Genomic DNA, 13,932 nt, shown 5'->3' on the forward strand with positions numbered 1-13,932 from the left:
TCTGCTTATGTCTTTTTAAGCAATTAAGCTTGTTTTATAAGTTCGTAATAAAATTCTTTAAAATTATTATAATGCGAATTTTATGAAAGAATCATAAATGAATTAACAAGCTGGCAGTTTAATCAGCAGATTGTTAGGTCTCCCGGAACATCTACTTTCATATTAAAAAATGAAAATTGGTAATAGGAGTTTCCATATTCAAGTTTTTGTTCCATATATATTAGTTTTGATAATTCAAATTGAGATAAGGTCAGTTGACGGCATCATTTTCAAAATTTGCCCATAAATAATTTAGGTTCGTGATAAGCTTTATTTTTTAATCCTTAACCATCATCTGGGGATAAGACCGAACAACTCATAATCTTCTGATAAAAGAAAATTTCCTACGAAATGGCAATCTAGGTTAACCTAAGACTCAATAATTAGGGGAAGCGCTGTTCAACTGCAAAGTTTACCTGTGCATAGCAATAGTTTTCGGATCAACTAATTCGTAAATGAATGGAATTTTTGAAAAACCGTTTCCACTATAACGTATCTGATCAGGTGATTGACTCATATATGTATTTATTTTAGTTTTTAATTCGCTAGCACTAGCTATATTAAAAACCTGTTTCACATGATCAAAATGCTTTTGTGAAGTCATTTTATCAAAAAAACTGATAGAATGGCTTTCTCCATATACATACGTAAATGGAAACCACTGATCATAATGACTTGTTCCGTCTAGATAACTGATAAAATAGCACAAAGTATCAGCTAAAATAATGTCTGATTTTTTTAAACCCTCAGAAAGATTAGCTGTAACATACTCACCGAAGCCTGTAATTTTTTTTGATAGCTGTGAGAAATACCTTTCCAAGTTTTCATGGTATGACCAAATAAAAGTAAAATCAGACGCCTTAGGTTTTCTTTCGAATTTATCCTTTTGGTAATATTTGGTATGTAGTAGATCTGCGGTCAGCTTATAGTTTTTATTTTTTAATGTTATAGCGATAGTATATAAAAACAGCTCATGAAAAATAACTTTAAAAATTTCAAATTGAATTGGGTTCCAACTTCTAACTTCTTCACGTGGACTTTGATATAGTGGAGCCGTTTCAAAGAATTCAATCAATAATTCATCTACATTATCTACTTCATGAGAAGAAATTAAATTGATAAACTTCACAAAATCGTCTTTGAGAGGTTTAAATTTTTTCAGGTTACCATAAAGCACCTCGCCATATCCGATTACATCACGAGGCGAATTAACCAATTCAAAATCCCAAAGTTTATCTTGGAAAATTTCAATAAAATTCGCCAGTTCTTTATAAGAAACCTTTCCATTTTTGGTGATCTGAGTATCTATCGTCTTCACTTTATTATGTGTCTCAGAAAGATTAACTGATGGATCTGTAATATATGCCGGAGCTGTAGTTCCCAATTTAGGTTTTGGAAGTGCCGGGACTTCAAGAATATTTCTTAAAAGTTCTTCATAACTATTTTCGAAGTCTTCATCTCGTGAGAAATCAATATATTTCCTACTCTTTAAGTAAATAGGAAGATATGCAGTACCATCTTCATCCCTCTCCTTTACCAATGGTATAAATTTATCCTGCTTTTCTTTTGAATAAATATTGGGTGTAATAATCTGGGTCTCTGTACCCACACCACCTTCTCGACTGTTGGCTTTTTCAGTATATTTCTTGTCTGAAATAATCAGTACACGAAAGACATCCTCGGCTTTAACCATTTCTTCCATAAAACTGTGAATGTCATGGCCATCTTTTAACGACCACCTGTCCAATACGACATCCACTGTATCATTCATTAATCTTGTTGCAAGTTCAACAACCCAATCCTGATACTCACTATTTCCCCATGCATAAGAGATGAAAACTTTTTTATTCATGTAATTTCACTATTCTAGGTTTACAATTATTAACGTAAAGTGCCTGTTATTCCAAAGCTTTCACGAATACGAATTTACTGAAAAATAAAGAAATTGGGATTGGAATTGCCTTTAAAACTAAATGTATTTTGTTCTGAAGAAAAGTTGAATGTTCCAAATAAGGGATAAAAAATACCATTCAAAAAAATCAAAAACGCAGCCTTTTTTAAAAAATAGGAAACGAAGTAAAGAAATAAAATGGAAAGACTTAAAGAAAGGATTTTTGAAAAATTGTTGCTCCATTTACATGCAAAAAGACTATTCCGACAACTGACAGCATGTCTTTCTGACGGGATTTTTGTGTCAGCCAACTATTTGTAAGCTTTTTACATAAGTTAAATTATAAGAAAATCTCAATCACCAAGTAAAATTCATTTCCCGATAACAATATTCCTGAATAAAATTTCTGATAGGACTTTGACTCTTTTTCTTGAACCTTCCTCTGCTTGTATCAATATTATTGCAGCCGTTGTATTTGAAAATAACTGTCGATTCGCCTGTAATAAAAGAAGGGCTTGAGAAAGGACATATCTTTTAAACTTTATCATATAACGGTTCTTGATAACTTGCGAATTGAAAGAGTATTTGCAGAAATGCATCAAATCAATCAGCTTTACGGGAAAGATTGAGTATTACCACAGAACGATGAAAAATATTTTAAAACGGAATTTTTATTACAGCCATCAGGATTTGGAAAAAGCATTGGGGTAAACCATTCTCATTATTGTTTCTTACTCGCCTCAAACCCATCTTTAAACCTCAGAAAATCTTCCGCTTTTTTAGGATTATTTTTAATCCATATTTTCATTACTTGAGTGTTTTCGTTCAAGATTTTAATCTCTTTTTCATCGTAGATATTTTTTCCTTCATCAGCAATTTCTTTTAAAATATCTTGTCGTAGTTCACTTTTTGCTTTAATGCTTTCTTTATACCAATTGGTTGCGAAAGTGATGGAAAGCATAAAAGTGAAAATCCCTAAGATAAAAACTCCTAATCCACTCCAATTAAACTTCTCCTTCATTTTCATTTTCTTATAAAAATCCTCATAAAAATCGCTGGTTTCTTGTGAAAGGACTATTTCTATTTTGGTGGGAATTTCTTTTACGGCTTCAAAGTCTAATTGCAGTTGACCAATTGCCAATACCAGATCTTTAATATCGGCTTTCACTTCAGCATTAGATTCCTTATTCTCCAAATTTGAAGCAATATTTCTTTCATTTGATTTTACAACATTTTCCAAAAGTTCCATCCCGTTACTTTTATATTCTTGATTTTCATTTTCCATATTGATTTTTTTAAAATTTTTGATTATCGTCTTAATTTTCGTTTCTTTTTACAGAGTTCATTTTCGTCCTGAGAAACATAGGTTGGTTTGAGGAAGTCACCTAGTAATCCGCCTGCAATTTCTATTAAGCTTTCATTTGTTTCTGATTTCAAATAATCACTTACATCATTTTTTATACTACTTTGACTTAATGATATTACGAGAGAACCAAGATCAGAATCTATTGCAGAAAGAGAGAACCCGACATTTTTCCGAAAAAAGAAGCCGTTTTTCTCTTCACTACTGCCAATTTTATTTATCCATATATCCTGAATTTCATTTTTTCGATTGGCTTTAAGTTCTCCGGTATATTGAATCTTTACAGAAAATCCCTTTTGTTGGATATTCTCCCTAAACTCTTTTAAGTTGTCAGCGTTTTTTTGTGCTTTCCTGACGACTCTTTTCATTTCAAATACAGATTTTATTTCAGAAATTTTCAGTTGATTTGAAATTTCAGATAATTTGTAACCAGCTTTATAAATTCTTTCAGTTTGAAAATTTTTGTCTTTTTCCATCACAATTCGCATTCCCGAAATCCCGTCTTTCACATTTGAAGACAATTGAATTTCAAAACCTTTTTTCTTCATTTGTGAGATCAGATCATCAAAATTATCTTCTAACCTAATGGCTTCGGTCAAACTTTTCAGCATCTCCGCTTTTTTCTGAATTCCAATTTCAACATCGGTTAATAATCCTTTCTCTTTACAAACTTCTCTGACAGCTTCACCAAATCTCTTTCCGATATCGTGTGATTTAACGGTGCACTTTCCCGAAATATCAATTCTATTGACAACAAAGTGAATATGCTTATGTTTTGTACTGTTGTGAATATCTAATCGGTATTGATTTTTGTACGTCACACCTACTTTTGCAAGAGCTTCCATTGCAATTTGTTTAAATTCTTCATCCTTCAATTTTCTGCCAATTTCATCTGGTTGAGAAATGTAGCCCGTCAATGCCCATTTCTTAACTTTGGGATTTCGGTCGGCTACTGTTTTCATTTCTAAATACTGACCTTCCGGATTTGAACTTAAAAGACAATTTGACGAAATCATTTCGGCTGTCCCTTTGTCGTTTCCATTGTATTCCAAAGCTATTTTTGTAATGGTTCTTGTGGTTGCTGAATTATTCATTTTTCTGAATTTTTGAGTACAGGTATTGATGAATTAATTCGATGAGATTTTCAATTCTCAATAAAATTTCTTTCTTATTTTCAAAAACATTCCATTCCCGATTTCGTAAAAGATTCGTTATCTTTTTGAAATGAGTTCCATATTGAAGTAAGATCTCATCGGTTTGAAATTCATTAATTTTCAGTTCTTTTTCCAACAAAATATTCCGGATATAAGTAGACAATTTTAGCGGATATTTTTCTTGTTTTTTAATGAGAATTTCATATTCGGAATTGGTCATTCGTATCGAAATAACCTTGTCAAGTTTTTTATTTTCTTTGGTTTTCAAACCACCTTTACGGCCTAATTCCTGGAAATATTTTTTTCTTTTTTCCTGAGCAATTTTTGCTTCATTTTCCTTGGTGACTTGGTGTATAAATTCTTGTAAGAAGTCTTTTTCCATTGTGTATATTTTAGTGTGTTTTAAAACATTTCTGACGATAGGAAGAAATCAAAAATCCCAATTTTTGCAATAAGCGGGTACGCTTATTGTAAACTTTGGGTACTTTTTGCACTAACATACCACCATATTTTACCTGTGTTTATTTTACTCACCTTCTCCTTTGTTTCACTTGTCTTTCAGGTAATGGATTTTTGTGAATCATCCAGTCATTTAAGTCTTTAAAATCTGAATATAAAACCCGACAATCTTCTGCGCTTTGATTTTCATTTTTAATCATTTCAACCGCACGATTTCCTGCTTCGTCATTGTCAAAATAAAGCTCAATATTTTCATAATTTCCTAGTGAACTTTTAATATTGTGAATCATCGAAACGGAATTCAAAATGAGATAATCGACAGGTTCTTTTTCTAAAAAATTCTCTACATTTTTAAAGGAAAGAAAATCGAAAAAGCCCTCGAAAAGCCGAAGCGATTCTGATCCGTTTTTTATGGTTGAAATATCTTTTTTGCCCAAACAAATTTTAGAATACTTATTGCGGATTTCATAACCGCCAGAATCGTTCTTGAAACCAATTCCGAAATAGTTTTTATCATTCATTCGGTAATGAATTTCGTGTAAGAACTGAGTTTGATTTCCAACTTTTCTTTCTCTTAAATATTCCAAAAGTGCAGGATGGTGGATTCCATTCACGTCAAGTATCTCATAATTTTTAGTTGGGTTTTCTGACTTCCGATTAGAAATTTCTTGATTTTGAAAAGAAGAAAAGTTCTGATTTTCTGCCCAAATTAAAACTCCATTTACTGAAGTATTGAGATACTTCTTCATAAAGTCAGTATTGTTTCCACCGATTCCTTCTGAAAATAAGTACCACTTGTTTAGACTTTTATTGATTTTAAAAGAGGCTTGGGATTCGCTGGCAAAAGGGTTGAGATACCAAGCTTCTTTTTCATTTTGTTTCGTTGGAGGGTGTCCGAGAGAAAGGAGGACTTCTTCCAACGGGATTGTATTAAATTGTTTGCAATTCATAGCTGTAAATTTTCCGTGTTTTGAGTGAGAAATTTTTTGTTGAATTGTTGAGAAAACCTTGTAACTTATTGATTTAATAATATTTAATTACTCAACAAATGCTCAAAAATTCAACAAACTAGAGTTTTTACGCTCAACAAACATTCAACAAAAAGTTGGGTTTAAAAGTTTGTTGAGGATTTTGTTGAGTTTAAAGTGTTTGATTTTCTATTCATTATCAATCAATTCAACATTTCAACACGTTTATTAAGAATAAAATCCTTTTTTATGGTGAAATAGCGACCAACTGAATTGTTTTGGTAAAATATTCCTGCAAAATCAAGGTCGTATCTGATGTAAGTCAAACCATTATTTTGTGGATTTAATTTCCAAGTTTCCTTTAATAGAGTTCGAATATCATTTCTCGTCCAATAAGTAAGTCTAAACATTCTGATTATCATATTCAGCAAGTCTTGCGGAACGACATTAATTTCTTCATCATTGTTGCTTTCGAAAAACTCGTACAGCAATTCAATAATCTTAGATTCGAGTTTATTGTTGTTTTTGAATACTAATTTCTGAAGTGCTTTTGTTCTGATTTCATCTGCAGAAAACCACATTCTTGTTTTCTTTTCCGTTGAAAATGGCCTTTCAATTAAAAACCGAAGAAAGTATGGGATTTCGGAAATGAGGTTATTCAAAAATTCAGTGTTTTCCGTTTTGATCGGATTGATTTTTAGAATCCAAAATCGAATTTCGTTTTCATCAATTTGAATAAAATTCTCCTCATTATTGGAACAAAGAATAAACTTGGCAAAAAAATCGATTTCTTCTTTGTCTTTTCCTTTGGCTTCTAGTTTATCTTTATTAGTTGTCGATAGATATTTCAATCTTTCTGTAATTTCTTTTTTATCAAAGAAAACTTCATCGATTGCTACCAACAACATTGCTGCCCAATCGGAATTGAATTGACTTCCGAATGAATCGCCTTTGATATAAGTCATATTCAATCCGAAAATCTCTCTCAGCCACTTGATAAAAGTTGATTTTCCAGTAGCTCGTTCTTTGGACACCAAACATAAAATAGGAAGGATTTGTGTTGGAAATTGCAGGAGAATTTTCAAATAATCCAAACCCATTTCCAGTTGTTCACCGAAAATGTGCGCTACAAAATTCAAAGAAAATGGAATATTATTTTTTAAATTTTCCTTTTCGGATGAAGGAGCAAATGGAATTTCATTGTAAATATTATAGAAACCTTGAACGATTTGTCGATAATTTAAATGCTCCGGAATGCAACAGAAACCATCAAATTTTGGCACAGTTGAAACATAAATTTTTCCGTGATCGCTCACGATTGTTTCTCGATTCCAGCGAACCAAAACAGAAGTTTTATCGCCCGAAATTAATGGCTTTTCTATTACTTTATAGTAAGTTGTACCAACTCGGATGTAGGGAATTTTTTGGCTCATCTTTGTAGATTTTGGTTAGAATCTACATTTGCCTTTCTTGAATGTTTTCTGAAATTGGCTTCCGCTTCAGATTGGATCTCCTGTAAGGTTTTCTTCTTTCCTTTAGAAATCCAATCCAATAATTCGTCTTCAAAGAAGTAAAGTTTCTTGCCATTTTTATAACAAGGAATCAATCTTTTCCGCACAAGAGTATATACAGTAGGTTTAGCCTTACCTATAATTTGGCAAGCTTCTGCAATATCAATCGGAATTCTTTTTACGGGAATAATCGGAGGTTCTTTCCTTTCTACCAGAAATTTAATTTCGGCTATTTCGCTAGCCAGATGCGCAACTGCTCTTGGCAGATTTTCAAATGAAATGTCATTGCTATCCATAACTATTGTTTTTGATTGTTATGGTGCAAAGAAAAAAAGTGATTCCTCTGTGATCACTATAAACACGCAATCACAGAGGAATCACTAAACATACACTTCATTTTGTGATTTTTTATGTTTTTTGGTAGTCTGTCAAGTCTTCTTGAATTTTGATATTACCTTTTTGAGGTTCATCTTTCAAATGTGACTTGATACTATCTAAATCAATATCATCAAGCGAAACAAATACAGATTTTAATAATTTTGAAATTTCTTCCTGTTTTATTGGTCTGAAATAATTCCAAATATTCCAACCGAAATGATAAAGATCTAGATTAGTTAATCCTTTGGTGTGGACAGAAATATCGTTAGGAATTTCTTCTTTTTTTGAGTATAAACTTACGGCATTATAAAGTGCATCAAGATCTTCATCTGTTACATATAATGCAAATTGATTCCGAGTATAATCCAGAGCGATTTGTAGTTTTACAATGTCATTCTGTTGCTTTTGCTGGAGTTGAGTTTTTCTTATAGATTCCAGATTTACGGATTCTGTAGTTTGATTCACAAAGTTTTCCTCCGAATTTTCAACTAAAGAGATTGGGGTATTTTTATCAATTATTTGTTTTTGCTTCTCCCCTACATTCTCAGGATTTTCAGATGTAATAAAATCTTCAGTAGAATTTTCAGAACTGCCTTTCTTAGGGAAAATCTTTCTGAATAAGACAATTATCCCATCGAGAAATAAAATAATAAGCGCATAAAATAATATACTTAATGCTGTGATTGACCAAAATACAATATTTGCGGTATATTCATCACCACCTTTTCCAAGAAAAGAAATTCTTGCTAACGCTCCCCCTATCACACATACTAATAGAACGGAAAGGTAGATGACAATATATTCGAAATATTTCAAGTGCATTTTATAAGTTTTTTAAATGAATAGCGGTCGAAGCTTTATTTTTCTTTTCATCAACAACTTTTGCGTAAACCTGTGTAGTTTTTACGTTCGTATGACCAAGCATTTTACTCACTGTGTAAATATCAGTTCCACTCGAAAGTTGAAGCGTTGCAAAAGTGTGTCTAAAATTATGAAAAGTTATTTTTTTAGTTATTCCAGCACTTTCAATCCACTTCTTGAGTGGTCGGGAAATCCAAGCTGGATTAGTCAAATTTTTAAAAATCAAATCATTTGGAAGACCTACTTCACCACAAAGTTGTAGTGCTTGTTTAGACATTGGCATATATTCTACTCCTTTTGTCTTTTTTTGAGTAAAATTTATTTTTGCCTGATCGTTTTCAATACTTATTTCGTTCCACGTTAGTTTCTGAATATCGGAATGACGTAAACCTGTTAAAGCTGAAAAAAGTGCTGCTCGTTTAAGAACTTCAAGTTCGCACGGCGTTTCAACTAAAGTATTAAGTTCATCAAGTGTTAAATATTCTCGTCTTGATTCCTCGTGCGGAATCGCTTTAATTTTAGCAGAAATATCAGTCGTAAAATATCCATCAATAAAAGCTTGTTTTAATGCAGCTTTGAATACAGAAAAATAAGTTGAAGCCGTATTTTGAGAAATATTCTCTTCCTTATTGCTGCCACTTTTTGCAGTCAACAAATATGATTTAAAGTGTTCACAGAATTTTGTGTTGATCTGCGAAAACATAATTTTTTCGCCTCCAAAATCTTTTAGAAATTCTATTGAGCGATACCAATTTATTTGAATAGATTCGGAATTGTTTCTATGTCGTTTACTAACCAACAAATCAAAATATCTCACAAAATTCTCCTGCGATTTTTCTTTTTGCTCTACTTGAATTTTGTCGAGTTCGCTGTAAAGTTCTATATTATCATATTCTCTCTGACGTAATTTACGCATAGAATCTGCATAGAACATTGTTTCCCGATCATTTTCGCTTTTGCAAACGATAATACCATTGTCATCTCTTTTAGGTTTAAATGAAACGGATTCTTGGGTTGTTCTTGCAGGTCTTTTCTTATCAAAATCTACGGTTGTGACGCTTCTGTTCAAATATTCCCGGATTCTTTGAACTTTATCTTTACCAGGAATCATCACAGGATAACTTTCCAAATAAATAAACCATTCTTTTCGGAATTCAGATTTTCGCAATCGTACGGTAACTTTGGTTTTTAATAGCTCTTTCATTTTCCGTCAAAAATTTTATCAATTAAATTTTTAGGAACATACACGAAACTTCCAACTTTCTTTGTCGGAATTTTGTTTCTTTTAATTAAGTTTGTTACAGTTCCAGGATCAGCGTAGAATTTTGAACTAATTTCAGAAATTGTGTAACAATTACCAACTTCAAAATTGGGTTTCTCAATTATTATTTCCTCTTCTTCCGGCATTTCAACTGCTGAAAATAAATTTTCCAGATCTGATCGCTTCACGCGAGTCAATCTTGAGCCTAGATTAGTTCCAGTAATAATTCCTCGTTTTATATATCTGTGCACTGTATCTTTTGAAAGTCCAAACATAACAGTCGCTTCTGCAACTGAAATAAATTCCCTATTCTGAACTTCGGCAATCTTGTTCTTATATTTTTGTAAAAGAGTGTCTTTTTCTACTTTTTCTTTTTCAAGTTTTTTCTTCTCTTTTAATGCTTTATTATTACAAGATAAAGTGCAAAAACGAGTCATAACTGTTTTTGCTTCAAAGGGTTTGGAACACTGCTCACATACCCTAGGTATTTTCAATTTACTAAATCCCATTCTGAAATAACATCCTGAACATTCTCCGTTTTTTTACAATTAAGGCGCATAAGACGCACATACTATCTAAATAAAACGCGGTACAAGTAAGATACAAAATTACAACAAAAATTGATTAAAATCAACTATTAATAAAAAATACAAAAACAAAAAAAATCGCTGTAAACATTACATTTACAGCGATTTGCTAATTTATTTCGATCGATATTAATCGATGATAATTGCTACTTATTTGACTTCTTCAAAATCAGCATCCTGTACATCATCAGCACCTCCTGCGTTACCTCCAGGGTTTTGAGCACCTGCTCCGGCGTCTGCCCCCTGACCTTGTTGTCCTGCTGCATACATTTCTTCTGAAGCTGCCATCCAGGCTGCATCAAGAGCTTCAGTTTTAGCTTTCACATCATCACCGTTTTTCGCTTCAAAAGCTGCTTTCAATTCTGTGTGAGCTGTTTCGATTGCTGCTTTTTTGTCTGCAGATAATTTATCACCAAACTCTTTCAGTTGTTTTTCAGTCTGGAAGATCAATCCGTCAGCTTTGTTGAAAATTTCAACTTCTTCTTTTCTCTTGGCATCCGCTGCAGAGTTTTCCTGAGCTTCTTTCTTCATTCTGTCGATTTCTTCGTCAGAAAGCCCTGAAGATGCCTGAATTTTAATTGTCTGCTCTTTACCGGTTCCTTTATCTTTAGCAGAAACGCTAAGAATACCATTCGCATCAATATCGAAAGTTACTTCAATCTGAGGAACTCCTCTTTGAGCTGGTGGAATATCTGTTAAATCAAATCTACCGATTTCCTTGTTATCGTTGAACATTGGTCTTTCACCCTGTCCTACTCTGATGCTTACAGCCGGCTGGTTGTCAGAAGCTGTAGAGAATACTTCAGATTTTTTAGTTGGGATTGTAGTGTTCGCTTCAATTAATTTAGTGAATACAGAACCCATTGTTTCGATACCTAAAGAAAGTGGCGTAACGTCAAGAAGTAAAACATCTTTTACATCACCTGTCAATACACCTCCTTGAATAGCTGCACCGATTGCTACAACCTCATCCGGATTAACTCCTTTTGAAGGTTTTTTACCGAAGAATTTTTCTACTTCTTCCTGGATGATCGGGATTCTTGTAGAACCTCCTACCAGGATTACTTCGTCGATATCAGAAGTTGATAAACCTGCATCTTTCAACGCTTTTGCAACAGGATCCATAGATCTTTTTACCAATTCCGCAGATAACTGCTCGAATTTAGCTTTCGTTAAAGTCTTCACTAAGTGTTTCGGACCTGTAGCCGTAGCTGTGATATATGGAAGGTTGATTTCAGTTTGTGGAGAAGAAGATAATTCTATTTTTGCTTTTTCAGCAGCTTCTTTTAATCTCTGTAATGCGATTGCATCAGTTTTTAATTCTACTCCTTCTTCCGCTTTGAATTCGTCTGCCATCCAGTTGATGATCACATCATCAAAGTCATCACCTCCTAAGTGCGTATCTCCGTTTGTAGACAATACTTCAAATACACCATCCCCTAAGTCAAGAATAGAGATATCGAAAGTACCACCTCCAAGGTCATATACAGCAATTTTTTGATCTTTATGAGCTTTATCCAAACCATAAGCTAATGCTGCTGCCGTAGGCTCGTTGATAATTCTTTCTACTGTAAGACCTGCAATTTCTCCTGCTTCTTTGGTAGCCTGTCTCTGTGCATCATTAAAGTAGGCAGGAACAGTAATTACCGCTCTTGTCACTTCCTGTCCAAGATAATCTTCAGCAGTTTTCTTCATTTTCTGAAGCGTCATAGCTGAAATTTCCTGTGGTGTATATTCTCTGTCGTCGATTTTTACTTTTACGGTATCATTGGGTCCTGCTACTACTTCATAAGGTACTCTTGAAATTTCTTTAGCATCTTCCTTAAAATGAGTACCGATAAATCTTTTGATAGAGTATACAGTTTTCTTTGGATTCGTTACAGCCTGTCTTTTTGCAGGATCCCCTACTTTTCTTTCGCCATCTTCTGTAAATGCTACGATAGACGGAGTCGTTCTTTTACCTTCCGCGTTAGGGATAACAACAGGGTCTTTCCCCTCCATTACAGCAACACAAGAGTTGGTTGTTCCTAAGTCAATTCCAATTATTTTACTCATAATATTTATTTTTTCTAATTTTTATATTTTAATTTACACTCTCAAATTCTCAATATCTGTACCATTCAAAAATTTGTGACAAAATGACACAGTAAAAATTAAACCCCGACTAAGTCAGGGTTTAATTAAACAAATATTGGAAATATTTTCACTTATTTTTTGATAAACTTCATGGATTTGACAAAGTCTTTACCATTATATGTTCTTACATAATATACACCACTGGCAAAATCATTCACATCAATTTTATCTGTTTCATTTTTAATGACAGCACTTTTCACTAACCTGCCTTCAGAATTGAAAATTTCAACTTCATTGATGGTAGTTAAGGGTGACGCTATAGAAATATACTGAGTAGTAGGGTTAGGAAAAACATTGATAGAATTTGCCTTTTCCACTTCATTTACCGATAAAAACGCACACCCGTTTGAGTTCAGAAGACTTGCTCTGGGACCTGACATGGTATTGGTTTTAATCGTTTTCTGATCATTGCTGAAAAGTGCCATTTCTGTGTCAGTAACATAATCCATAAAATTCATAAACATGGCACCGTTTGCGGAAGTTGTACATGTATAAGAATTATCCGGAAAAACATTTCCTCCGTAATAAGGACTATTAGTAGCAGGAGTATCTGCACAGCCATCATCATTATCAGCTGTTCCGCAAGCACTGTCATCTTCTCCCCATGGATGCAGAAGTCCGAAATAATGACCGATCTCATGCGTAGCGGTTCTTCCACCATTATATGGAAACTCTGCTGCACCGGTTGTTCCAAAGTATTTGTATCCAATAGCTAAACCATCTTCCGGGTATCCGGCTGCATCCGGCAGATAAGCCCAACCTAAATAAGGATTAGGCATATCTCCCACCCATATATTAAGATACTTTGTCGGATCCCAGGCAGTAAGTCCCGAAGCCAGATAATAATTATTTGCAAAATTAAAATTGGAGGCCACAGATTTTCTTTCGATACCCGTAGTAGCATTCCCGTTTGGATCTTTTGTTGCCATACAAAATGCCAGTTCCATATCTGCCCCAGCCGGTTTGAATGCATCAGGTACTACCGTATTGAAATCAGCATTTAGCTTTCTGAAATCATTATTAAGTATCGCGATCTGGGAAGCAATCTGAGCTTCCGAAATATTCTGTGCGGGATTCTTATATAGAACGTGCACTACAATTGGAATAGTAATGAGCGTCTGTACATTTTTTCCAGTTGTATTTTTGCTCGTCAGATAATTCCTCAGATCTTGTTTTTTTGCCAGAGCCTGCGGATTTTTAGCAAAAAATTCATTCATTTTTTCAGTTGTCCCACATTCACGCTGCGCATAAACATTCACCATAAACAATATGGACGACAATAGTAAAACTTTTTTCATAATTTTTATAAAATATTCAACAAATA

Annotated in this window: 12 protein-coding genes; all 12 read right to left on the reverse strand. The window is 33.4% G+C overall.

Going from position 1 to position 13,932, the window contains the following annotated elements; all coding sequences use genetic code 11:
* Positions 1-451: 451 nt before the first annotated feature.
* Positions 452-1,891: a toll/interleukin-1 receptor domain-containing protein gene (locus tag IX38_RS10320; RefSeq protein WP_034704532.1), complete on the reverse strand. Its 1,440-nt coding sequence runs from the start codon at positions 1,889-1,891 to the stop codon at positions 452-454.
* Positions 1,892-2,651: 760 nt separating this feature from the next.
* The gene (locus IX38_RS10325; RefSeq protein WP_034704534.1) at positions 2,652-3,215 is read right to left on the reverse strand and encodes a hypothetical protein; all 564 of its coding nucleotides are present in this window, start codon (positions 3,213-3,215) and stop codon (positions 2,652-2,654) included.
* Positions 3,216-3,238: 23 nt separating this feature from the next.
* Positions 3,239-4,387, reverse strand: coding sequence for a relaxase/mobilization nuclease domain-containing protein (locus tag IX38_RS10330; protein ID WP_084680248.1), 1,149 nt, complete (start codon positions 4,385-4,387; stop codon positions 3,239-3,241).
* Entirely contained in the window at positions 4,380-4,829 is a 450-nt protein-coding gene (locus IX38_RS10335) for a plasmid mobilization protein (RefSeq protein ID WP_034704536.1), read from the reverse strand. The genes IX38_RS10330 and IX38_RS10335 overlap by 8 nt, the downstream gene beginning before the upstream one ends.
* A 148-nt stretch (positions 4,830-4,977) precedes the next feature.
* Positions 4,978-5,856, reverse strand: a complete 879-nt coding sequence (locus tag IX38_RS10340) for a toprim domain-containing protein (protein ID WP_034704538.1) — start codon at positions 5,854-5,856, stop codon at positions 4,978-4,980.
* 221 nt (positions 5,857-6,077) lie between these two features.
* On the reverse strand, positions 6,078-7,307 hold the full coding sequence (locus tag IX38_RS10345) for a primase-helicase family protein (protein WP_034704540.1): 1,230 nt from the start codon (positions 7,305-7,307) through the stop codon (positions 6,078-6,080).
* The gene (locus IX38_RS10350; protein WP_034704542.1) at positions 7,304-7,681 is read right to left on the reverse strand and encodes a helix-turn-helix domain-containing protein; all 378 of its coding nucleotides are present in this window, start codon (positions 7,679-7,681) and stop codon (positions 7,304-7,306) included. The genes IX38_RS10345 and IX38_RS10350 overlap by 4 nt, the downstream gene beginning before the upstream one ends.
* A 112-nt stretch (positions 7,682-7,793) precedes the next feature.
* A complete protein-coding gene (locus IX38_RS10355; RefSeq protein WP_034704544.1) occupies positions 7,794-8,585 on the reverse strand; it encodes a DUF2214 family protein in 792 nt (263 codons plus the stop codon).
* Position 8,586: 1 nt separating this feature from the next.
* The gene (locus IX38_RS10360) at positions 8,587-9,828 is read right to left on the reverse strand and encodes a site-specific integrase (protein WP_034704546.1); all 1,242 of its coding nucleotides are present in this window, start codon (positions 9,826-9,828) and stop codon (positions 8,587-8,589) included.
* Entirely contained in the window at positions 9,825-10,394 is a 570-nt protein-coding gene (locus IX38_RS10365; protein ID WP_034704548.1) for a helix-turn-helix domain-containing protein, read from the reverse strand. The genes IX38_RS10360 and IX38_RS10365 overlap by 4 nt, the downstream gene beginning before the upstream one ends.
* 228 nt (positions 10,395-10,622) lie before the next feature.
* Positions 10,623-12,527: a molecular chaperone DnaK gene (dnaK, locus tag IX38_RS10370; RefSeq protein WP_034704550.1), complete on the reverse strand. Its 1,905-nt coding sequence runs from the start codon at positions 12,525-12,527 to the stop codon at positions 10,623-10,625.
* Positions 12,528-12,679: 152 nt separating this feature from the next.
* Positions 12,680-13,906, reverse strand: a complete 1,227-nt coding sequence (locus IX38_RS21930; RefSeq protein ID WP_131368661.1) for a M43 family zinc metalloprotease — start codon at positions 13,904-13,906, stop codon at positions 12,680-12,682.
* Positions 13,907-13,932 lie beyond the last annotated feature (26 nt).

The sequence above is a fragment of the Chryseobacterium luteum genome (assembly GCF_000737785.1).
Lineage (GTDB): Bacteria > Bacteroidota > Bacteroidia > Flavobacteriales > Weeksellaceae > Chryseobacterium > Chryseobacterium luteum.